This is a genomic window from Variovorax sp. LjRoot130 (genome assembly GCF_964253755.1).
Classification (GTDB): domain Bacteria; phylum Pseudomonadota; class Gammaproteobacteria; order Burkholderiales; family Burkholderiaceae_C; genus Variovorax.
In genome coordinates this window covers 696,503-715,096 of record NZ_CAXURM020000002.1, presented here as the reverse complement: position 1 = coordinate 715,096, position 18,594 = coordinate 696,503, and the positions used below count along the sequence as shown (strand labels likewise).

17 protein-coding genes and 3 pseudogenes are annotated in these 18,594 nt (G+C 65.6%); 12 read left to right on the top strand and 8 right to left on the bottom strand.

The features are described 5' to 3' along the window. Positions 1-8: 8 nt before the first annotated feature. The 10 genes from mdcC to ACSQ86_RS33160 all read left to right on the top strand — a co-directional run bounded on the left by mdcC (position 9) and on the right by ACSQ86_RS33160 (position 8,749). Entirely contained in the window at positions 9-341 is a 333-nt protein-coding gene (gene mdcC, locus ACSQ86_RS33205) for a malonate decarboxylase acyl carrier protein (RefSeq protein WP_436310508.1), read from the top strand. Then, positions 338-1,216, top strand: coding sequence for a biotin-independent malonate decarboxylase subunit beta (locus ACSQ86_RS33200; protein WP_436310507.1), 879 nt, complete (start codon positions 338-340; stop codon positions 1,214-1,216). Before mdcC ends, ACSQ86_RS33200 begins: the two co-directional genes overlap by 4 nt. Before the next feature lie 14 nt (positions 1,217-1,230). Then, entirely contained in the window at positions 1,231-1,932 is a 702-nt protein-coding gene (mdcE, locus tag ACSQ86_RS33195) for a biotin-independent malonate decarboxylase subunit gamma (RefSeq protein WP_436310506.1), read from the top strand. A gap of 14 nt (positions 1,933-1,946) precedes the next feature. After that, on the top strand, positions 1,947-2,630 hold the full coding sequence (gene mdcG, locus ACSQ86_RS33190; protein WP_436310543.1) for a malonate decarboxylase holo-[acyl-carrier-protein] synthase: 684 nt from the start codon (positions 1,947-1,949) through the stop codon (positions 2,628-2,630). Next, complete coding sequence (gene mdcB / locus ACSQ86_RS33185; RefSeq protein WP_436310542.1) at positions 2,627-3,490, top strand: triphosphoribosyl-dephospho-CoA synthase MdcB; 864 nt, start codon at positions 2,627-2,629, stop codon at positions 3,488-3,490. Before mdcG ends, mdcB begins: the two co-directional genes overlap by 4 nt. Continuing rightward, complete coding sequence (locus tag ACSQ86_RS33180; RefSeq protein ID WP_436310541.1) at positions 3,487-4,395, top strand: ACP S-malonyltransferase; 909 nt, start codon at positions 3,487-3,489, stop codon at positions 4,393-4,395. The genes mdcB and ACSQ86_RS33180 overlap by 4 nt, the downstream gene beginning before the upstream one ends. 97 nt (positions 4,396-4,492) lie before the next feature. Further along, positions 4,493-6,415 carry an acetate--CoA ligase gene (gene acs / locus ACSQ86_RS33175; protein WP_436310540.1) on the top strand — a complete coding sequence of 641 codons (1,923 nt, stop codon included), beginning with the start codon at positions 4,493-4,495 and terminating at the stop codon, positions 6,413-6,415. A 114-nt stretch (positions 6,416-6,529) separates the two neighbouring features. Beyond that, on the top strand, positions 6,530-7,075 hold the full coding sequence (ppa, locus tag ACSQ86_RS33170; RefSeq protein ID WP_436306967.1) for an inorganic diphosphatase: 546 nt from the start codon (positions 6,530-6,532) through the stop codon (positions 7,073-7,075). After that, complete coding sequence (gene adk, locus ACSQ86_RS33165) at positions 7,072-7,728, top strand: adenylate kinase (RefSeq protein ID WP_436310539.1); 657 nt, start codon at positions 7,072-7,074, stop codon at positions 7,726-7,728. Before ppa ends, adk begins: the two co-directional genes overlap by 4 nt. Positions 7,729-7,954: 226 nt before the next feature. After that, complete coding sequence (locus ACSQ86_RS33160) at positions 7,955-8,749, top strand: hydroxyacylglutathione hydrolase (RefSeq protein ID WP_436310538.1); 795 nt, start codon at positions 7,955-7,957, stop codon at positions 8,747-8,749. Positions 8,750-8,785: 36 nt separating this feature from the next. Here ACSQ86_RS33160 and ACSQ86_RS33155 read toward each other — a convergent pair. Further along, positions 8,786-9,527, bottom strand: a pseudogene (locus ACSQ86_RS33155) (DDE-type integrase/transposase/recombinase); the annotation flags it as partial. Positions 9,528-9,910: 383 nt separating this feature from the next. After that, the gene (locus ACSQ86_RS33150; RefSeq protein ID WP_436310537.1) at positions 9,911-10,072 is read right to left on the bottom strand and encodes a hypothetical protein; all 162 of its coding nucleotides are present in this window, start codon (positions 10,070-10,072) and stop codon (positions 9,911-9,913) included. Between the two features lie 88 nt (positions 10,073-10,160). Between ACSQ86_RS33150 and ACSQ86_RS33145 the strand changes: the two genes are divergently transcribed. Continuing rightward, positions 10,161-10,613 carry a hypothetical protein gene (locus ACSQ86_RS33145; RefSeq protein WP_436310536.1) on the top strand — a complete coding sequence of 151 codons (453 nt, stop codon included), beginning with the start codon at positions 10,161-10,163 and terminating at the stop codon, positions 10,611-10,613. A gap of 41 nt (positions 10,614-10,654) precedes the next feature. Then, positions 10,655-11,099 (top strand): annotated as a pseudogene (locus ACSQ86_RS33140) (alpha/beta fold hydrolase); the annotation flags it as partial. A 405-nt stretch (positions 11,100-11,504) separates the two neighbouring features. Here ACSQ86_RS33140 and ACSQ86_RS33135 read toward each other — a convergent pair. From ACSQ86_RS33135 to ACSQ86_RS33110, 6 genes and pseudogenes are all read right to left on the bottom strand, one after another. Continuing rightward, positions 11,505-12,473 carry an ABC transporter ATP-binding protein gene (locus tag ACSQ86_RS33135; RefSeq protein WP_436310892.1) on the bottom strand — a complete coding sequence of 323 codons (969 nt, stop codon included), beginning with the start codon at positions 12,471-12,473 and terminating at the stop codon, positions 11,505-11,507. 98 nt (positions 12,474-12,571) lie between these two features. Next, complete coding sequence (locus ACSQ86_RS33130) at positions 12,572-13,591, bottom strand: ABC transporter ATP-binding protein (RefSeq protein ID WP_436310535.1); 1,020 nt, start codon at positions 13,589-13,591, stop codon at positions 12,572-12,574. Then, positions 13,588-14,610: an ABC transporter permease gene (locus ACSQ86_RS33125; protein ID WP_436310534.1), complete on the bottom strand. Its 1,023-nt coding sequence runs from the start codon at positions 14,608-14,610 to the stop codon at positions 13,588-13,590. The genes ACSQ86_RS33130 and ACSQ86_RS33125 overlap by 4 nt, the downstream gene beginning before the upstream one ends. Positions 14,611-14,654: 44 nt before the next feature. Then, positions 14,655-15,631, bottom strand: a pseudogene (locus ACSQ86_RS33120) (ABC transporter permease). 55 nt (positions 15,632-15,686) lie between these two features. Next, entirely contained in the window at positions 15,687-17,279 is a 1,593-nt protein-coding gene (locus tag ACSQ86_RS33115) for an ABC transporter substrate-binding protein (RefSeq protein ID WP_436310533.1), read from the bottom strand. Positions 17,280-17,362: 83 nt separating this feature from the next. Beyond that, complete coding sequence (locus ACSQ86_RS33110) at positions 17,363-18,511, bottom strand: M20 aminoacylase family protein (protein ID WP_436310891.1); 1,149 nt, start codon at positions 18,509-18,511, stop codon at positions 17,363-17,365. Between the last annotated feature and the right edge of the window lie 83 nt (positions 18,512-18,594).

Here is an 18,594-nt window from a genome sequence, read left to right as displayed (position 1 = left end):
ATTCGACCATGAGCGACGTTCCCGCAGGGCTCGAAACCCTGGACTTTTTCTTCTCCGGCGGCCGGCCGGCCGGCGCCTTTGCGCCAGTGCTGGTCGGCGTCGTCGGCTCCGGCAACCTCGAAGTGATGCTCGAGCCGGCCGACGGCAATGACTGCGCAGTGCGCGTCGAGACCTCGGCGCGCGGCTTCGGCCCGATCTGGCAGGCCGTGATGAACGACTTCCACGCGCGCCATCCGCTGGCCGGCGTGCGCGTCTCGATCAACGACATGGGCGCCACGCCCGCGGTGGTGAGCCTGCGGCTCGACCAGGCCGTAGCCGAGATCACCGGAGGCAAGCCATGATCAGCTATGCCGAATGCTCGGCGCGCGAGCGGCTGGCGCTGCTGCTCGATCCCGGCAGTTTTCACGAGTGGCTGCCACCGAGCGAACGGGTCACCAGCCCGCACCTGGCGCAGCTCGGCGTGCCATCGGCCTTCGACGACGGCGTGGCGATCGGCCGCGCGACGCTCGACGGCCACGAGGTCTTCGTGGCCGCGCAGGAAGGCGCGTTCATGGGCGGCGGCGTCGGCGAGGTCCACGGCGCCAAACTGGTCGGACTGCTGCAGCGCGCCCTGCGCGACCGGCCGGCGGCGGTGCTGTTGCTGGCCGAATCAGGCGGCGTGCGATTGCACGAGGCCAATGCCGGATTGATCGCGGTGTCGGAAGTGATGCGCGCACTGCTTGACGTGCGTGCCGCCGGAATCCCGGTGATCGTGCTGATCGGTGGCGCCAACGGCTGCTTCGGCGGCATGGGCATCGTGGCGCGCTGTGCCGACCACATCGTGATGAGCGATGCGGGGCGCCTGGCGATGTCGGGGCCCGAGGTGATCGAGGCATCCCACGGCGTGGAGGAATTCGATTCGCGCGACCGTGCGCTGGTCTGGCGCACGACCGGCGGCAAGCACCGCTGGCTGACCGGTGACTGCGACGCGCTGGTCGAGGATGACGTCGCGGAATTCCGCGCGGCGGCTGTCGCGGCGATCGATGCGTCGAAGCCATTGACCCTCGCGGCGCTGGAGGAGGAGCACGCGTTGCTCACGGCGCGCCTGCACGCACTGCCCTCTGACACGGTCGGCCGCGATGAAGCGACGCTGCTCTGGAGCGCACTCGGCATCGCCGACGCGCAGCGGGTCCCGGAGCTTCCGGTGGAAGCCATGCGCGCGCTGCGCGCTTACTAACCGAGGCGCATCACATGCAATGGAATTCCCTTGTCACCCAGCTCTTCGGCTCATACCACGGCATGCGCGCGGACGGCGACTTTCTACAGGGCGAGGTGATGTTCGAAGGCGAGCCGCTTACGGTGATCGGCACCACGAATCACGCGCCGATCGGGGTCCGGCTCGCGCTGGCCCAGGCCCGTGTGGTGCTCGACACCATCAAGCAGCACCCAGGTCGGCCTATCCTGCTGCTGATCGACACGCAGGGCCAGCAGCTGCGCCGACGCGATGAATTGCTCGGCATCAACCGTGCGATGGCGCACCTCGGCGCGAGCATCGACCTGGCGCGGCGCCGCGGCCACCGCGTGATCGGCCTGGTGTACGACCAAGCCCTCTCCGGCGGCTTCATCACCTCGGGGTTGATTGCCGACGCCTGCTACGCGCTGCCGGATGCCGAGATCCGGGTGATGCGTATTCCCGCCATGGCGCGCGTGACCAAGCTGCCAGAGGACAAGCTCACGGCGTTGTCGAAGTCCAACCCGGTATTCGCACCGGGCGTGCGGAACTACGTGGCGATGGGGGGCGTGCGTGCGCTGTGGGAGGGAGACTTGCAGGCCGCGCTGCACGATGCGCTGGCCCATACGCCGACGCAAGATCGGCGCGCGCAGGACGGCGCCGAGCGCGGTGGACGCCAGCTTGCCGCCGCCGTCGTGCAGCGGGTGCTGGACGCCGCCTGACCGTCGCAAGCGCCATGGTCTTCCTGCGCCGCCACCAACTCGCCCGGCTCTCGGAGGCTGGGTGGTCCGCCGTCCTCGCCCGGCCCTGGGACAGGCATGCGCGCGACTGCCTGACGCATTGGGCGACGCATCGACTGCCGCTGGTGGTGACACGTCAGTCAATCGACGCCGCCGCCAACGGATGGATCGCACTGGGTCTGCCGTCGCCTGAGCGTTGGGAAAAGCGTCGGCTGGCGCTGCAGGTGTCGCGCGCTGCGGTGCTTGGCCTTGACGAGTTCCCGCGCCTTGCCGAAATCCAAGGGCTGCTGCCGCCGTCGGCGCGACGCGCGGTGAGCGATCTTGGTGACGAGCTCGACGCGTGCCATGCGGCAGCGCGCGTCTTCGGAAGCTACGGCTGGCAAGCGATCAGCGGTCTCGATCACGTGCGGCCGGACTCCGATCTCGACATGTGTTTGGCGGTCGACGGAGCGGCGCACGGGGATGCTGTGACGCGTGCGCTCCAGTCCTTCAGCACCACACGGCCCCGGCTGGACGGCGAGCTCGTGTTCGGCGACGGCGCGGCAGTGGCGTGGCGCGAATGGGCCGCATGGCGCGCCGGACACACGCGGGCGGTGATGGTCAAGCGAATGGACGGCGTGACCCTGCAGCGCGACACCGCATGGTGCCAACGTGTCGCATTGCCGGAGTTGGACGAATGACGACCGTTGCGCTTTCATTGCAACCGGATCCGCGGCTCACGCCCGCGGCGATCGGGCGCGCGGCCACGCTTGCGCTGTATGACGAGCTGTCGCTGACACCCAAGCCCGGACTGGTGACATTGATCGACTGCGGCAGCCACGAAGACATGGACGCGCACACCTTCATGCGCAGCCTGTTCGCGCTGCGCCGCTACTTCGCCCAGATCGCCGAAGGCGGCTTCGGCGGCGCAGATTTCGCCCTGCTGGAGCGGTACGGTATTGCCGCGGAAGCACGCATGCTCGCCGCCACCGGTGGCATCAACACGCATCGCGGCGCGATCTTCATGCTCGGCCTGCTGTGCGCCGCGGCGGGCGCCGCCCTGCGTGAGCACGGCGGCGCATTGCATCCACTTCAACTGCGTGATGCGTTGCGCCGGGACTGGGGCGATGCCCTGGCCACGCGCAGCCGACGCCCACCCACCCTGCCCGGGGGCATCGCCGCACGCCGTCACGGCCTGCGCAGCGCGTCCGAAGAGGCGGCGCTGGCGTTCCCGGTGCTGTTCGAGACGGCGCTACCCGCGCTGAGGGCCGCGCTGGCCCGCGGCCTGACGTCGCAACAGGCTCGGCTCGACACCTTGTTCCACATCATGGCGGTCCTGGACGACAGCAATCTCGCGCACCGCGGCGGCCTCGCCGGATTGCGCTACGCACAGCGCGCTGCGCGAGAGTTTCTGGATCGCGGAGGTGTCGCTCGGCCCACCGGACTTCAGGAGGCGCATGCAATTGCCGACGAATTCGTGGCGCGGCGCCTGTCGCCCGGAGGCGCGGCAGACACGCTCGCCGCAGCATGCTGGATCACGCGTGTGTGTGGAGGTCCATGAGCTTCGCGCTGCTGTTCTCCGGCCAAGGCAATCAGCACCCGGCGATGCTGCCGTGGATTGCCGACGATCCAATCGTGCGCGACATGCGAGCGCGCCTCGGTGTCAAGGACTGGCGCGCAGCGCTGGCCGATCCTGGCTGGGCCGAACGCAACGACAACGCGCAGACTCTGCTGACCGGCCTCGAACTGGCAGCGTGGAATCAACTGGCGCCCTTCGTGGCGCCACCCGCCGCGATAGCGGGCTACAGCGTAGGAGAACTGGCAGCCTTCAGCGCGGCGGGCGTGCTCGCTCCCGATTCAACCATCGAGCTTGCACAGCGGCGGGCCCAGGCCATGGATGAATGTGCGGCGAGTGCCCCCGGCGGACTGCTGGCCGTCACCAGTCTTTCCATTTCCGCAGTGGAAAGACTTCGCGCGGCAACCGGCCTCGCACTCGCCATCCGCAACGGCGAGGACAGCGTGATCCTCGGCGGACCGATGGCTGCATTGGTACAGGCGGAGCGAATGGTCTTGCTCGAAGGTGCACAGTGCACGCGGTTGCGCGTCAATGTGGCATCCCATACGCCGTGGATGCGCGAGGCGGCTGACAGCTTTGCGCGCACGCTTGAGAACGCTTCGTTCCATGCGCCACGAGTCGCCCTGTTCAGCAATGCAGCGGACCGCATCCGGGACGCAAGGTCTGCACGCGTCGCGCTGGCCGCCCAGATCGCCACGACGGTTCGTTGGGACGAATGCATGGAAAACGTCATGGCACGACACATACGCTGCGTGCTGGAGATCGGCCCGGGCCAGGCGCTTGCGCGCATGTGGAATCAGCGTTACCCGACTGTTCCGGCTCGCGCCTGCGATGACTTTCGCAGTGCTCCAGCGGTCGCTGCCTGGCTGAACAGCCATGCGGACCGATGAATCAACCCCGTCCTTTGGACGTCTTAGCTCAAGGCTACACAGGAGATCTACCGTGAACGAAAAAGAAACAAGGACCCATTTGATTCCAGTCCCGGATATGAAGGACGCCCATGTACCCGGCATGGCGGCCTACGACAAACTGGTAGCCGAGGCCGATGCCGATCACAGCGCCTACTGGTCGCGCCTCGCGCGCGAGTTCCTGATCTGGAAGACGCCGTTCACGAAGGGGCTCGACGACAGCCGGGCGCCGTTCTTTGAATGGTTCGAGGATGGCACGCTGAACGTCTCGTACAACTGCCTCGATCGTCAGGTCGAGCGCGGCCTGGGCGACAAGACGGCGATCATCTTCGAGGCCGACGACGGGCAGGTGACGCGCGTCAGCTACCGCGAGCTGCTGGCGCGCACCTGCCGCATGGCCAATGCGCTGAAGGCGCGCGGCGTCAAGAAGGGCGACCGCGTGGTCATTTACATGTCGATGAGCATCGAGGGAGTGGTCGCGATGCAGGCCTGCGCGCGCATCGGGGCCACGCATTCGGTGGTCTTCGGCGGCTTCTCGGCGCAGAGCCTGCGCGACCGCATCCAGGATGTCGGCGCAGTGATGGTCATCACCGCCGACGAGCAGCTGCGCGGCGGCAAACAACTGCCGCTCAAGGCGATCGTCGACGACGCCATCGCCCTGGGTGGCTGCGAGAGCGTGAAGGATGTCCTCGTCTACCAGCGCACCGGCGGCCCGATCGGCTGGAACCCCGCGCGCGACCGCTGGCTGCACGAGGAAATGAAAGACCGGGCCGAGACCTGCGAACCCGAATGGGTGGGTGCCGAGCATCCCCTGTTCGTGCTGTACACCTCAGGCTCGACCGGCAAGCCCAAGGGCGTGCAGCATTCCAGCGGCGGGTACCTGCTGCACGCGGCGTTGACCACGAAGTGGACCTTCGACCTGAAGGACGACGATGTGTTCTGGTGCACCGCCGACATCGGCTGGGTCACTGGCCACACCTACATCGCCTACGGCCCGCTCGCGCTGGGCGCAACCGAGGTCGTGTTCGAGGGCGTGCCCACCTATCCCGACGCAGGCCGCTTCTGGAAGATGATCCAGGACCACAAGGTCAGCGTGTTCTACACCGCGCCCACTGCCATCCGCTCGCTGATCAAGGCAGCTGAGGCTGACGAGGCGGTGCATCCGAAGCGCTACGACCTGTCGAGCCTGCGCATCCTGGGCTCGGTCGGTGAGCCGATCAATCCCGCTGCCTGGGAGTGGTTCCACCAGCACATCGGCGGCGGCCGCTGCCCGATCGTCGACACGTTCTGGCAGACCGAGACCGGCGGCCACATGATCACGCCGCTGCCGGGCGCGACGCCGCTGGTCCCGGGCTCCTGCACCCTGCCCTTCCCGGGCATTGCCGCGGCAATCGTCGACGAGACGAGCACCGACGTGCCCAACGGCCAGGGAGGCATCCTGGTGGTCAAGAAGCCCTGGCCAAGCATGATCCGCACGATCTGGGGCGACCCGGAGCGCTTCAAGGCGAGCTACTACCCGCCGGAGCTCAAGGGCTACTACCTCGCTGGCGATGGCGCCATCCGCGATGCAACGACGGGTTACTTCACGATCACCGGCCGCATCGACGATGTGCTCAACGTCTCGGGGCATCGGATGGGCACGATGGAGATCGAATCTGCGCTGGTGTCTTGCACCGATCTGGTGGCGGAAGCCGCGGTGGTCGGCCGCCCCGACGAAACCACGGGCGAGGCGATCTGTGCCTTTGTCGTGCTGAAGGGTCCCCGCCCGAGCGGCGAGGAGGCGAAGAAAATCGCCAATGAACTGCGCAACTGGGTCGCCAGGGAGATCGGCCCGATCGCCAAGCCCAAGGACATCCGCTTCGGTGACAACCTGCCGAAGACGCGCAGCGGCAAGATCATGCGCAGACTGCTGCGCTCGGTCGCCAAGGGCGAGACCATCACGCAGGACACGTCGACGCTGGAGAACCCGGCGATTCTGGAGCAGTTGGCCACGAGGAACTGAGGGAACTAAGACGGTCGATGTGGCCTTCGGCCCGACCGATGTACCTCTAGACAAAATGCCCGCGAGTTCACCTTGATCCTGCGTGGAAGTTCGCCAACCATCAATCAACATCCCATGCCCTTCGACAAAGTCTCCCCAGGCAAAGACGCTCCTGAAGCCTTCAACGTCATCATCGAGATCCCGATGAATGCCGACCCGATCAAGTACGAGGTCGACAAGGAATCGGGCGCGATCTTCGTCGACCGCTTCATGACGACCGCGATGCACTACCCGACCAACTACGGCTATGTGCCGCAGACGCTCTCGGGCGACGGCGATCCGGTCGACGTGCTGGTCATCACCCCCTGGGCGCTGGTGCCCGGCGTGGTGGTGCCGTGCCGGCCGATCGGCATCCTGATGATGGAAGACGAGGCCGGCGTAGACGGCAAGGTGCTGGCCGTGCCCACTGACAAGGTGCTGCCGATCTACAGCCACTGGAAGAAGGTCGAGGACGTGAACCCGATGCGCCTGAAGGCCATCACGCACTTCTTCGAGCACTACAAGGACCTCGAAGCCGGCAAGTGGGTCAAGGTGCTGGGCTGGGAAGGCATCGATGCCGCCAGGAAGGAAATCATGGACGGCATTTCCCGAAACGTCCAACGCATGCCGGAGACGCCATGAGACTGATGCTGTTGGGCGCCCCCGGGGCAGGCAAAGGCACGCAGGCAGCCTTCATTTGCCAGAAATACGGCATTCCTCAAATCTCGACCGGCGACATGCTGCGCGCCGCCGTCAAGGCCGGCACACCGCTCGGGCTCCAGGCCAAGGCCGTGATGGATGCCGGCGCCCTGGTGAGCGACGACCTGATCATCAACCTCGTCAAGGAACGCATCGCGCTGCCGGACTGCACCCAGGGCTTTCTGTTCGACGGCTTCCCGCGCACCATTCCGCAAGCCGAGGCCATGCGCTCGGCGGGCGTCAAGATCGACTACGTGCTCGAGATCGACGTGCCTTTTGCCGACATCATCGAACGCATGAGCGGGCGCCGCTCGCATCCGGCGTCGGGGCGCATCTACCACGTCAAGTTCAACCCGCCGAAGACCGAAGGCAAGGACGACCTCACGGGCGAAGACCTGATCCAGCGCGAGGACGACAAGGAAGAAACCGTGCGCAAGCGGCTCGAGGTCTACAGCCAGCAGACCCGGCCGCTGGTCGACTACTACTCGGCCTGGGCCAAGGCGGACCCGGCCACGGCGCCGAAGTACCGCGCCATCAGCGGCGTCGGCACGGTCGACCGGACCATGTCCTTAGTTCGGGCGGCGCTCAATGACTGATTACGCAGCAGCTCTGTCCGAACTTGCACAGCGCTGCGGGCGTTACGATTCTTGGTGGCTGGCCCTTTTTTTTTCGAAAGATGGTTTGGGAGCTTTGTAACAGCCACCTATCAATCCCTTTGCCAGCGACCTCCCCTTCTCTTCAAATTTAGCGACTTACGCCCCTGCCTTCAACGCCATGGGCCTTAAGTAAAGTGCCATTCGTATCTGACACCTGGAGCAACGCATGATCGTCGAGCGCATCTGGACCGGCAATGCCTATCGCAACTACAACTACCTGATCGTTTGCCCCGAGAGCGGCGAGGCTCTCGCCATCGATCCCCTGGACCACCAGAAATGCCTGGCCGCCGCCAAGGAGAAGGGTTGGCAGATCACGCAGATCCTCAACACGCACGAGCACCACGATCACACGGGCGGCAATGCAGCCGTCGTCGCGGCGACCGGCGCCAAGGTGATCGCGCACCACCGGGCAGGTTCCCGCATCGAAGGCGTGGATCGCGGCGTCAAGGCGGGCGACGTGATCAAGGTCGGCAAGACTGTCGAGCTCGAATGCATGGACACGCCCGGCCACACCATGTGCCACATCTGCCTGCGCTCCCACACCGAGCAGCCGGCGCTGTTCTCCGGCGATACGCTGTTCAACGCCGGCGCGGGCAACTGCCACAACGGCGGCAACCCGGAAGATCTCTACACCACCTTCGTCGAACAGCTGGCGAAGCTGCCCGCCGAGACGCGCGTCTATCCGGGCCACGACTACATCGAGAACAACCTGCGCTTCACGCTCGCGCGCGAAGCCGACAACGCGGCCGCCAAGGCGCTGCTGCCCGAAGTGGCCGGCCACGATCCCGCGACCGTGCGCGTCACCACGCTGGCGGAAGAAAAGCAGATCAACACCTTCCTGCGCCTGTCGAGCCCGAGTGTCATTGCGGCGCTTCGCGAGGCCTTTCCCGACCTGCCCGAAAAGCCGGATCCGAAAACCGTGTTCGTCAAACTTCGCGAGCTGCGCAATACATGGCGCTAGCTAACACTACTGCGCCTGCGTCTGCGCTTCGGCATCCACGAAGTCCGTGCGCATCGAGCTGCTGACCCGCCAGCCCACAAGGCGACGGGCGAACACATCGATTCACGAAGGCCACGTTAGCCAGCCCTGCCACGTGACACGTGACACGTACATGAAATCGCTGACCCACAGTTGATTCGGGCGCTGCGCGCAGAACTGCCGGTTGACCGGATCCAGCGGGCATGGTGGCATCGCTGATCGTGGTCTTCACCACCTTGCCGCGCATCACGCCTCGCAGCCACAGGCGCCGCCTCAGCCGCTCGACTGTGCAGCGCGCCGCCGCAGTGCCCTCACGCACCAGTTGCCTCCACACCTTGTCGGCGCCATGAACCTGCATGTTGGCCTGCCAGACCTGTTGTATCTCTGATGCGAGGTCATCGTCGCGTTGCGCTCTGGCGCGGCGCCTGTGCGGCTCGAGCAGCAGCGCCGCGAGGCGCCGATAGCCCGACAGGGCCATGTGCAGACCTTGCAGATCGGTTCGATCCCGAAGCTGTCGCGATGCTTTTCGATGGCGAAAAACGCGCTCGCCAGTTTAAGGATCTCGTTAGTCCCGCGCAGCTCCTTGGCCTCGCGCTCGAGTTCCTTCCTCCGCTGGGCCGCGCTGGTCGTGACCCTTCGCGCACGCCGGAATCAACCTCGCCGCGCTTGACTCATTCATGCAGGGTATGCGGCACGCAGCCGATCTCGGTGCAATCGATTCGATCGCAACCGGGTGCTCTCCACGGTGTTCCTGCACCATCCTCACCGCGCGCTCACGGACCTCGGGTGAGAACTTGTTCGACTTCTTCGTGGCTCAAACCACTCAAAGTGTTGAGCCTTCACAGGACCCGGGTGATTCAACATATGGATATCTTTAAACACGGTTTGCTTTCAACTAAATCTCCACACTTGGGCCCGATGGTCGTGCGTTTTCTTCTGCTAAGCTGATGGTCCAAACGACTCTTGAGGCTTCCGTGGGCGCCTTTGCTGAACTCAGTGAACCAGCTTTGCCGCTAAGCGCGCGTGGATGTCAGCGTCACAAGGACTTGATTGCAGCGGCGCTTCGCGTATTGGTTCGTGACGGGCATCATGCTGTAACTTTGCGCACTGTTTCAGTGGAAGCCAATGCAAGTCATGGGGCGATCAACGGGTCTGATCGCCGGCGGCCACTGTGTGACGACTTACTACACCGCCGCCGTCGCCAAACGTGAGCTTCCAGCTCTTGTCACTGAGCTCAAGGCTCAAATAGAGATCGCCCGGCGTAGGCGTTTCCTTGCGATGCAGCGCGGCCTGTGTCGTAGACATTTCCAAGCTCCTTTCGACAAACTGGGCCCCCGTTTTACGCCCCCAAGCCCTCCATAGCATCTATTACTTCGGCTCCCGAAGCGCCTTGATGTGCGCGGTCGCTGAAGATGTCTGCCGTCGAATTGCAAACCACCTTGCTCTCATCACTCCTAAGCTCGAGCAATGCGCGGACGATGCCGATCAGTTCGCCACTGTTCTTGCGGAGCACAACATCAAATATATGGTGAATGACCGTGCCATGGGCATGGCCATCACAGAACTGACGCTTGCCGGGGCGCGCGACGAAGCGTTGCGTGGCGTACTCGTGAAATGGGGAAAGATGGATGCCAGTCTGACGCGGAATAGCTTTCTGAAGCTTGGATCCACTGATCCAGATTTGGACTATGCTTTCGTGTTGAATTCTCTTGGCGGGCTTATCATGGCTCAACTCGCGATACCGCGCCGCGACTTCGAGGCGCGAATTCTGCGGCCTTCCTTGCTTCGGCTTGTTCGCAGTATCGCCAGCGAAAAACCGAATAACCGCTCGCGCGACATTTCGTAGTTAATCGATGGTCGAGAGGTTTTTGCGAGATCGCGGGCTGGCTGAAGACCGACAAGAACCCGGGCGGCCTCCCGATCGAGGTGTTCGACGGCATCCGCAAGGGCGAGTTGGAGAACCGCTCGCAGCTGTATCTCGACATTGCCTCGGGCCCGTTCTTCGGCTTCAACCGGCCGGGCGCGAAGGTGTCGCAGGGCTCCATCCAGTCGTTCTGGGCACAGGGCATGCAGGGCGGCCACAAGAGCACCTACGACTCGATTGCCGCGTTCTCTGCCACCCTTCACCGAAGACCTGAAGCGCTTCGACGTGCCGACCCTCGTCGTGCACGGTGACGACGATCAGATCGTGCCGATCGACGCATCGGGGCGGGCTTCCGCCAAGCTGATCAAGAACGCCAAGCTGATCGTCTATGCGGGCGCACCGCACGGACTCGCCGACACGCACAAGGATCGGCTCAACAACGACCTGCTGAATTTCATCAAGGAATAAGCAGGCTCCGCGGCGAGACCCTCCCCGGGACCATCGGCTTCCTGGCGCATGCGACATGCGCCAGGAGGCCGCAAGCTTTTGAAGGGGTCCCTGGGCAATGCCGCTCGGCGAATGCCCAGTGCCTAGTCCAGCGGGAGACGCCCCCAGATAGCATGAGCGCTGCCAACGAGAGATGCGTCTAACGGCACGCAGCACCCGGGTGTTCTCGCCATGCTCTCGCCCTTAAAAGTACCCCTCGTGTGAGGAAAACGGACGCCGTACTGCGGGTACATACGTCGCAAGTCGGGGCACGTCTCTATCTCGCCGTCGAGGCCCAATAGCTCGGAAGCCTGTCAGCAGCGCCGCCTGCATGCGCATGATGGGAAGCAACTGGATCATATAGATCAGACCGGCCCAGGTGTTCTTTCAGCTGTTGAGGTGACACGCGGACCAGTGCCCTGGCGCCACGGTCTTCGGCTGCGGACTCTCCGTGGCGCAGACCGGCATCGCGTGCGGGCACCGAGGATGGAAGGCGCAGCCGCCCGGAGGATTCATCGGGGAAGGAAGCTCTCCCTTGATGGGCACGTAGGTGCGCGAGCCGCCGTCCAGGCTCGGTACCTCGTCGAGCAGTGCACGGGTGTAGGGGTGTGCAGGCCTTATGAACAGTTCGCGCGCCGGCGCGGCTTCCACGATGCGACCAAGGTACATGATCAGCACGCGGTCAGCGATGCGTTCGACCACCGCGAGGTTGTGGCTGATGAACAGGTAAGCCAGTCCCATGTCGCGCCTCAGGTCCATGAACAGGTTGAGCACCTGCGCCTGCACCGACACGTCGAGCGCCGCCACGGCCTCGTCACAGACCAGCACCTTCGGCCGCACGCCGAGCGCTCGCGCGATCACGATGCGCTGGCGCTGGCCGCCTGAGAACTGGTGCGGAAAGCGATGGCGGTACGACGGGTCCAACCCCACCCTTTGCATCAGCCCGGCCACGCAGTCGTCCAGCTCGGCCTTTGCAACGATGCCGTGCACGCGAGGCGCCTCCCCGATGGCATCGCCCACGCGGATGCGCGGGTTAAGCGAGGCGAACGGGTTCTGGAACACCATCTGCACGCCGAGCTCGAAGGCGCGTCGCCCGGCGCGGTCCATCGTGAGGACGTTCTCTCCACCGTAGCGGATCTCACCCTCGCTCGGTGGCGCGATGCCGGCAGCGATGCGGCCGAGCGTGCTTTTGCCGCAGCCCGATTCACCGACGAGGCCGACCACCTCGCCCGCGTGCAGCAACAGTTCGACATGGCGAACGGCATGTACCTCGCCGGGGGGGTTACCAATCCCGAACCGTGCCATCCAAGCGGCCGCCGCGGAGGGGTGTACGCCGAAGCGTTTCTCGATGCCCATGAGTTCGAGCAGTGGCTGCCCCGGCGCCGGGCCTGTGTCAGCGGTGGTGGTGGTCGCTCCGGCGCGCTCGAGCTGTTCCGGTTTGCTGGTCATCGTGTTCATGCGCGTGCCTCCGAAGCGTCCATGCTCAGCGGAAACCAGCATCGCCACGACACGCCCGGCCGTGGGCTGGTGACCTCGGGCGCTTTCTCGCGGCATAGGACTTGCGCGTGCGGGCAACGTGGCGCAAAGGCACAGCCTGCGGGGCGCTCCAACGCACCGGGGGATGTGCCCGGAATCTGTGCCAACGGCTCGCCGTGCGCCCGCCCCATGCGGGGCACGGCAGCGATCAGCCCGGCGCTGTAAGGGTGGCGCGGGCGCTCAATCAGCTCACGCGTGGGGGCAGTTTCGACGATGCGACCGGCATACATCACGGCAACTCTGTCGGCAAGCCCTGCCACCACCGCCAGGTCGTGCGAGATCCACAGCAGGGCGGTGCGCGATTCGCGGCACAGCCGCTGCATCTCGTAGAGGATCTGGCTCTGGATGGTCACGTCGAGTGCCGTGGTGGGCTCGTCCGCGATGACCACGTCGGGCTGATGCAGCAGTGCAATGGCGATGGCCACACGCTGGCGCATGCCCCCCGAGAGCTCGTGCGGATACGCCGCCAGCCGCTTCTCCGGCGCGGCGATGCCCACCTTGATCAGGCTCCGCAGCGCGCGTTCCCGCGCTTCCTGTCGAGTGACCTTCACGTGCGCTGTAACTGCCTCAGTCATCTGTGTCCCGATCCGCATCACCGGATTGAGCGTCATCATCGGGTCTTGGAAGATCATCGCCAGCTTGCGCCCGCGCAGCGAGCGCATCGCCGAAGGCACTTCGCTCAGCAGTTCGCGCCCGTCAAGCAGCACCCTGCCCTGCAACACCCGCCCTGGCGGGTCGACCAAGCCCATGATCGAAAAGCCGGTCACGCTCTTGCCCGAGCCTGACTCACCAACCAGACCCAGGATCTCGCCACGGCCCAGTTCGAGGTCGACGCCGTCCACCGAGCGCACCGTTCCTCCGCGCGTCTCGAACACAGTGTGCAGGTCCTGCACCGACAGCACCGGCGAGGCCGCTGACAAGACGTCAGACGGCTTCATCGCGCGGCCCTCGGATTCGCGATCTGTCGCAGACGGTCACCCACTATGTTGAAGGCGAGGATGGTGATCGCCAGCGCCAGCCCAGGGAACAGACTCAGCCAATAATTGCCTGATATGAGATAGTCGAAACCATTGGCAGTGAGCATGCCAAGCGACGGCTCGCTCACCGGCACCCCAACGCCCAGGAAGGACAGCGCCGCCTCGGCGGCAATGGCCTCGGCAAAGCCGATGGTGGCTAGCACCATCAACGGCGGCATGCAGTTGGGCAGCAGGTGTCGCACCAGGCGCCGCGCCGGGCTGAAACCCAGACCCTGCGCGGCCTCCATGTACTCCTTGTCGCGCTCGACCATTGCCGCAGCACGCGCCGCACGCGCAAGGAAAGCCCAGCCGCCGACGATCAGCGCGATAGCGACCTTGTCGACTCCCTTGCCCAGAATCGACAGCAATATGAGCGCGATCAGCACGCCCGGTAGCGCCAACTGGATGTCGACGATGCGCATGATCAGCGCGTCAGCCCAGCCGCGCGCATAAGCGGCGATGAGCCCCATGAGCGTGCCGATTACCAGCACCCCGCTGACGGCGAGCACCCCAACATAGAGACTGATGCGCAGCCCATAGAGGATGGCCGACAGCAGGTCGCGGCCCTGCTCGTCGCTGCCCAGCCAGTAGCGCATGCTGCCGTCGCCAGAGAGGCTGCCGGGGGGCAGCTTGGAGTCAAGGATCTCAAGGCTTCCGAGGTCATAGGGGTTCTGCGGTGCGATCCATGGCGCCAGCACTGCGGCCAGCACGACAATGCCGAGCAATATGGCGGCCGCGCCGGCGATGCGACTTTCGAAAAGCTGCGCGAACAGGTTGCGCCATGCGGCACGGGTACGAGGGGGAACGGAGGCGGCAGCAACCTGTACAGCTGCATCGTCCTTCAAGGGCTGCGCCGCAGGTGCGGAAGCAGCCGCGAGAACGGGCTCCTGCGATGCAAGCGCGCTGCCCGGCAGCCCTTCGACGGAGGCATCGGCGCACATGCCTTCCGCGGGATCAGGGGAATGCGGATGAACAGGTACTGCACTCATGCGGCACGCCTCTTGAGCCGGATACGCGGGTCGAGAATTCCATACATCAGGTCCGCCAGCAGGTTGAGCACCACCAGGAAACTGACCACCACCATCACATAGGCCACCACAACTGGCCGGTCCAGCGCCAGGATCGAATCGATCAGCAGCTTGCCCGCGCCCGGCCACGCGAAGATCGACTCGGTGATGACCGAGAACGCCACCAGCCCGCCGAACTCCATGGCCAGCACCGTCACCAGCGGCACCATCAGGTTGCCCAGCAGGTGCACGCCCACGATGCGAGAGGCGCGCAGCCCCTTGGCGCGCGCGAACTGGATGTACTCACTCGACACGATCTCCATCGCCGCCCCGCGCGTGAGCCGCGCCAGCAGCGCGATCTTGGGCAGCGCGAGCGTGAGCGCCGGCAGCACGAGGTGGCGCAGCCATCGGCAGTGAGAAAGCTCCACTGGATGCCGAACATCTCACGCGTCTCGCCGCGGCCGGACGAAGGCAGCACACCCGCCCACACCGACAGCACCATGATCAGCACGATCGCGATCCAGAACGACGGCAGGCTGAGCCCCACGATGGAAAAGCCCATGCCCGCGCGCGACAGCCACGCCTCGGGTCGCACGGCCGCCAGCAGACCGAGCGGAATGCCGACCAACGCCGCAAGGCCCATGGCCGCCACTGCCAGCTCCAGGGTCGCCGGCGCGCGCTGGAAGATCAGGTGCATCGCCGGCTGTCCCGCCATGAAGCTCTTGCCGAAGTCCGCGTGCAGCGCGTCACCCAGGAAGCGCGCGTACTGCACCCACAAGGATTGGTCCAGGCCTAGAGCGCGGGCCACGCCCAGGCGCTCCTCGGGCGTGGCCAGGGGGCTGATCATCACGTCGACCGGGTTGCCGATCACATAGACGCCAGCAAACACCAGCGCGGACACCGCCAGCAGCACGACGGCGGTTTGCAGCAGCCGGGAGGACAGGAAGCCGAGCATGTGGAATCCTGGTCGGACGCGGTTGAGGAGTAAAAGGCCTGCCTGGTGCAGCGGCCTACTTCGCCGATCGCGCGACGGCGGCGTCGGGGCGCACGTTCTGCGACAGGTACAGCTGGTCGGCGCGTGGCACGTAGTCGAAGCCGCGCCGCATGGCAACGGCCGATTTCTCGAAGTGCAACGGAATCACTGCCACGTCGTCGACGGCTGCCTGCTCCACCTTGCGGGTCAGGGCGACGCGCTCGGAATCGTTGAAGTCCACCGCAGCCTTGTCGATCAACGCCGTGAGTTCGGGGTTGCGGTAGCGCCCGTAGTTGGTGGCGCCGTCGGCCGGGCGTTCGCCGCGTGGGGCGAACATCGCACGCAGGCGGTCGGTCGACGACGTGTCGGCCCAGCCCGCGATGTGGCTCGGGTACTCGTACGCCACCAGGTTCTTGAAGAAGATAGCGGTGGTGGGCGTATCTAGCGCCACTTTCACGCCGATGCGCCCCCACATCGAGGCCACTGCCTGCGCGAGCTTGGCGTCGTTCACGTAGCGGCCGTTGGGTGCGCCGAGCGGCATTGCGAAGCCGTTGGGATAGCCAGCCTCCTGCAGCAGCTTGCGCGCGCCGGCCACGTCGGCCGCAGGCAGCTTGGCTCCGCTGGTGCCACCTTCCATCATGGGCGCGATCACGTTCACCGTCGGTTGCGACATGTTCTCCATGATGCGCTCCCCAAGCACCTTGCGGTCGATGGCCATGGCCAGCGCGCGGCGCACGCGCACGTCCTGCAAGGGATTGGCCTCAATGCCGGCCAGCTTGGGCGGCGCGATGTCCAGGCCGATGTAGATGATGCGCGCCGTCAGCGCCGTGGCCACCTTCAGCTGCGGATCCTTGGCCAGGCGCGGCAGGTCGTCCGGCGAAGGGTCTTCGACGATGTCGACGCCGCCGGACATCAGCGCGCTCAGCCGCGCGGCCGGATTCGGAATGACGCGCAGCACCACGCGCTGCCACGGCACCGGCGCGCCCCAGTAGTTCGGGTTGCGTTCCAGCACGATCTCCGCGCCCCGGTTCCAAGACGTGAACGCGAAGGGTCCTGTGCCGACCAGGCCATCGCCGCCGTTGAGCTGCGAAGTCGTCTTGCCCTCTGGTGCGGGGCCCGAGGCGCGCTGCTTCGACATGATCATCACGCGCTCCACCATGCGCGGCAGGTTGGGCGTGCGCGTGGCGGTCTCGATGCGCACGGTGAGCGCGTCGACCGCCGTCACCTGCTTGACCCCGCGCACCAGCAGCGCGAGCGGCGAGGGGCTATTGGGCACTTTGGCCAGCCGGTCGAACGAGAACACCACGTCCTGCGCCGAGAAGGGCGTGCCGTCGGAAAAGCGCACGTTCGGCCGCAGCTTGAACTCCCACACCGTGGGCTCGACGGCCTTCCACTCGGTGGCCAGCGCGGGCTGCAGGCGCAGATCTGGCGTCGAGGTGACCAGCGCATCGAAGATGTGGCCGGCCACCTGCATGTCGGTGGTTATGGCGCGAAATGCCGGATCGAGCGACATCGGCTCGCCTTTCATACCCACCGTCAGCGTCTGCGCATCGGCCGGTGCGGCGGCAGCCAGGGCGAGTGCGGTTACGACGAAACCCAGTTGCCGGAGGGCGCGAGCAAGCTGCTTCATGGTGGTTCCTCTGAAATGACAGACGTTTGGGATCGGGTTCGATTGACAGAGCGGAGTGCCGGCTTCAGGTCACATGGATGCCTTCATACTGCGTCCGCGCGCAGGTAGCGTTCCACCAGCCGCACCCAGTAAGTGGCGGCAATGGGCAACAGGTCGTCGTTGAAGTCGTAGCCAGGGTTGTGCACCATGCAGCCACCGGTGGCGTGTGTCTCGCCCACGCCATTTCCCACGATGAAGTAGCAGCCGGGAACCGCTTCGAGCATGAACGAAAAGTCTTCGCTGCCGGTGACCGGGCGCACGCCATCCATCAGGCATTCGGGCCCCAGCCACTCGACGGCAATGTCCCGCGCGAAGCGGGTTGCGGCGTCGTCATTGATCGTGGCCGGACAGCCCAGGCGATAGTCGACCTCGGCGGTGCACTGCAACGCTGCCGCCTGCCCTTGCGCCACTTCGGCAATGCGCTGTTGCAGCTGTTCGCGCACGGCCGGGTCGAAGGCACGCACCGACAGCGTCAGCCGAACCTCGCCCGGAATCACGTTGGAAGCCTCGCCACCGTGGATCGCGCCAACTGTGATGATCGCCGTGTCGCGCGGATCGACGTTGCGCGAGACGATGGTCTGCAGCGCCAGCACGATGTGCGACGCTGCCACCACCGTGTCGTTGGCGCGGTGCGGGTTGGCTCCGTGCCCGCCCTTGCCCTTGACCACGATGTGCACCGTGTCTGACGAGGCCATGAAGCATCCCGACAGAAAGCCGAAGCTGCCCACTCGCGCGCCCGGCATGTTGTGCAGTGCAAACACCATGTCGCACGGGAACATTTTGAAGAGCCCCGCCTTGACCATGATGTCGGCGCCGCAGTCACGCTCCTCTGCTGGCTGGAAAATCAGGTGTAGCGTGCCGTCGAATTCGCGCGAGCGGGCCAGGTGGCGCGCCGCCGTCAGCAAGATCGCGGTGTGGCCGTCGTGGCCGCAGGCATGCATCACGCCGGGGTTGCGGCTGGCGTAGTCGAGGCCGGTCTCCTCGTGGATGGGCAGCGCGTCCATGTCGGCGCGGATGCCCACGCGCCGCTTACCGTTGCCCAGCTTCAGCGTACCGACCACGCCGGTGCCGGCCAACCCGCGGTGCACTTCGTAGCCCCATTCGGCCAGCATTTGCGCTACCAGCTCGCTGGTGGCGCGCTCCTTCAGCGACAGCTCGGGGTTCGCGTGGATCTGGTGGCGCACGTCGACCATCTCTTGCGTGATGGCGCGCACGCCTGGGAGCACCTTGTCAAAGTGCGGGGGAGTCGCGACGTGAGCGTGAGCGTCCGCGTGCG

Bases quoted from the DNA above. Each gene is read 5' to 3' on its own strand.
- mdcC (WP_436310508.1), top strand. From the start codon at position 9: ATGAGCGACGTTCCCGCAGGGCTCGAAACCCTGGACTTTTTCTTCTCC.
- ACSQ86_RS33200 (WP_436310507.1), top strand. From the start codon at position 338: ATGATCAGCTATGCCGAATGCTCGGCGCGCGAGCGGCTGGCGCTGCTG.
- mdcE (WP_436310506.1), top strand. From the start codon at position 1,231: ATGCAATGGAATTCCCTTGTCACCCAGCTCTTCGGCTCATACCACGGC.
- mdcG (WP_436310543.1), top strand. From the start codon at position 1,947: ATGGTCTTCCTGCGCCGCCACCAACTCGCCCGGCTCTCGGAGGCTGGG.
- mdcB (WP_436310542.1), top strand. From the start codon at position 2,627: ATGACGACCGTTGCGCTTTCATTGCAACCGGATCCGCGGCTCACGCCC.
- ACSQ86_RS33180 (WP_436310541.1), top strand. From the start codon at position 3,487: ATGAGCTTCGCGCTGCTGTTCTCCGGCCAAGGCAATCAGCACCCGGCG.
- acs (WP_436310540.1), top strand. From the start codon at position 4,493: ATGAAGGACGCCCATGTACCCGGCATGGCGGCCTACGACAAACTGGTA.
- ppa (WP_436306967.1), top strand. From the start codon at position 6,530: ATGCCCTTCGACAAAGTCTCCCCAGGCAAAGACGCTCCTGAAGCCTTC.
- adk (WP_436310539.1), top strand. From the start codon at position 7,072: ATGAGACTGATGCTGTTGGGCGCCCCCGGGGCAGGCAAAGGCACGCAG.
- ACSQ86_RS33160 (WP_436310538.1), top strand. From the start codon at position 7,955: ATGATCGTCGAGCGCATCTGGACCGGCAATGCCTATCGCAACTACAAC.
- ACSQ86_RS33150 (WP_436310537.1), bottom strand. From the start codon at position 10,072: ATGTCTACGACACAGGCCGCGCTGCATCGCAAGGAAACGCCTACGCCG.
- ACSQ86_RS33145 (WP_436310536.1), top strand. From the start codon at position 10,161: ATGTGCGCGGTCGCTGAAGATGTCTGCCGTCGAATTGCAAACCACCTT.
- ACSQ86_RS33135 (WP_436310892.1), bottom strand. From the start codon at position 12,473: ATGGGCATCGAGAAACGCTTCGGCGTACACCCCTCCGCGGCGGCCGCT.
- ACSQ86_RS33130 (WP_436310535.1), bottom strand. From the start codon at position 13,591: ATGAAGCCGTCTGACGTCTTGTCAGCGGCCTCGCCGGTGCTGTCGGTG.
- ACSQ86_RS33125 (WP_436310534.1), bottom strand. From the start codon at position 14,610: ATGTGCGCCGATGCCTCCGTCGAAGGGCTGCCGGGCAGCGCGCTTGCA.
- ACSQ86_RS33115 (WP_436310533.1), bottom strand. From the start codon at position 17,279: ATGAAGCAGCTTGCTCGCGCCCTCCGGCAACTGGGTTTCGTCGTAACC.
- ACSQ86_RS33110 (WP_436310891.1), bottom strand. From the start codon at position 18,511: ATGGTCGACGTGCGCCACCAGATCCACGCGAACCCCGAGCTGTCGCTG.